This window comes from Microbacterium sp. ZW T2_14 (assembly GCF_044987405.1).
Classification (GTDB): domain Bacteria; phylum Actinomycetota; class Actinomycetes; order Actinomycetales; family Microbacteriaceae; genus Microbacterium.
Genome location: NZ_JBJDRK010000119.1, coordinates 1 through 2,182, shown reverse-complemented (window position 1 = coordinate 2,182; position 2,182 = coordinate 1). Strand labels below are relative to the sequence as shown.

The 2,182-nt window shown below is 76.4% G+C and carries 1 protein-coding gene; it reads right to left on the bottom strand.

Annotation, left to right across the window (positions count from 1 at the left end):
• Nucleotides 1-2,182, bottom strand: a 2,182-nt coding sequence (locus tag ACI3KY_RS20200) for a beta strand repeat-containing protein (protein ID WP_404931906.1), incomplete at both ends; no start/stop codon positions are given.

The following is a 2,182-nucleotide window of genomic DNA, read 5'->3' as shown; positions in this document are numbered from 1 at the left end:
GGCGCCGTGGCGGGGACCACCCGCCGCAGAAGCCGAGGCTGACGCGGCGGACGACGAGACACCCGAGGCCTTCAGCGCGATGTCGGCGGTCGCCGTGAGGCTGCGGCGGAGCTCTGCGAAGACCGAGTGGTTCGCGATCGTCAGCGCGAGTCCGACGCCGACGCCGGCGTCTGCAGCTCCCAGCACGGCGGCCGAGGCGGTGGTGGCAGCCGAGGCCTTCTGCGTGGCCGTGGCGGTGAGCGAGCCGCTCAGCGAGAGCAGCCCGCCGGTGCCGACGCGGGTCGAGGTGGTGACGTTCGAGAGCGTCACGGCGACCGCCGGCGACAGCGCGACGTCGCCGCCGGCAGCGCCCATGCGCGCCTCGGTGACGGCGGTGTCGGCGGCGGTGGCGCCCAGCGTCAGGTGCCGCGCGCCGGTGAGGGTCGCCCCGTCGGCGACCTCGGCGAGGGTGGTGCCGGTGACGAGGTTGAGAGCCACGGATGCCCCGAAGCCGAAGTCTCCGGCGTCGGTGACGCCGGCTCCCGCCGGGAGTGCCTTCACGGTGCTCGACACGGCACTGACGCCGGTGACGGCGGCGTCGCCGGTGAGTGCCACCGTGCCGTCGATGCCGGCGCGCGTGGAGTGGTTCACCACGGCGAGCGCGAACGATCCGGCCACCGAGACGTCGCCCCCGCCTGCTCCCGCGACCGACTGCGCCGACACGGTCGAGGTCTGATCGGCGCCGTCCGTCGTGACGGTCGCCGAGACGATGAGGTCCCGTGCGGTGACGCTGACGCCGGCGGGAACCGCGGCGCGGTTGACGACGTTGGCGAGCGTGATCGCGACGGCCGCGCCGATGGTGGCGTCGGCTCCCTGCGAGGCCGAGCCGTCGGCCGCCGACGCGGCATCCGTGTTCGCGCTCGAGGCGAGCATCGTCGTGGCGCCCGCCGTGAGCACCACGCCGGCGGCGACCGACGTCTCCGCCGTCACCGTCGCGAGGGTCACCGCGACCGCCGCCGCGGCGTTCACGCCGCCCTGCGACGATTCCGCGGCGGGAGCCGAGGAGCCGGCGGCGGCGGCGCCGCCGTTCGCGGCGGACGTCGACGATGCGTGGGAGCGCTCGGCCTCGACGGCCTGGTCGACGCCCGAGCCGGCGCCTCCCCCGCCGCCGGAGTTCTCCGGTGCTCCGGCGGCCGAGGCGGAGGCCGTCGCCGACGAGGACGAGACGCCGAACGCACGCAGGCTCGCGTCAGCGGCGGCGGTGACGTTGCGGGCGAGCAGCGCCGTGACGGTGTGGCCGCTGATCGTCAGCGCGAGGCCGACACCCACGCCGGCGTCGCCGGCCCCGAGCACGGCGGCCGAGGCCGTGGTCGCCGCGCGCGCCTTCTGGGTGGCGGTGGCCGAGAGGCTGCGCGACAGGCCGATCGGCGCGCCGGCGCCGAGCACGACGGCGGTGGCGACGGTCGACAACGTCACGGCGACGGCCGGCGACAGTGCGACGTCGCCTCCCGCGGCGCCCATGCGCGCCTCGGTCACGGCACCCGAGTCCGCGGTCGCCGCCAGCGTGAGGTCGCGGGCACCGGTGATCGTCGCGCCGGCGGAGACCTGCGCGGTGGTGCGGTCGGTGACGAGGTTCAGCGCGACGGATGCCCCGACCCCGAGATCGCCCGCATCCGTGACGCCCGCGCCGGCCGGCAGCGCCGAGACCGTCGAGCGGACGGCGCTCGTCGCGCTCACGGTGGCGTCGCCGCCCGTGAGCACCACGCCGCCGTCGAGCGCGGAGAGCGTCGTGTGCGTGACGACCGCCAGGGCGAACGAGCCCGCGACCGAGACCTTTCCGCCGCCCGCGCCGGCGACCGACCGGGCACCGAACGCCGACACCGTGTCGGCACCCGACGGCTGGACGCCGGTCTGCACGGTCAGATCATGGGCCGCCACCGACGCTCCGACCGGCACGATCGCACGGTTCACCACGTCGGCGAGCGTGAGCGCCACCGCGGCGCCGATGGTGGCGTCGGCGCCCTGCGAGGCAGAGCCATCGGCGGCTGAGGTGGCATCGACGTTCGCGAGTGAGGCGAGCGAGACGAGCCCCGTCGAGGTGATCGTCGTCCCGGCGGCGAGGCGCGACTCGGCCCGGGCGGTGGCGAGCGTCACCGCGACAGCCGCGGCCGCGTTGACGCCGCCCTGTGACGAGGCCGCCTGC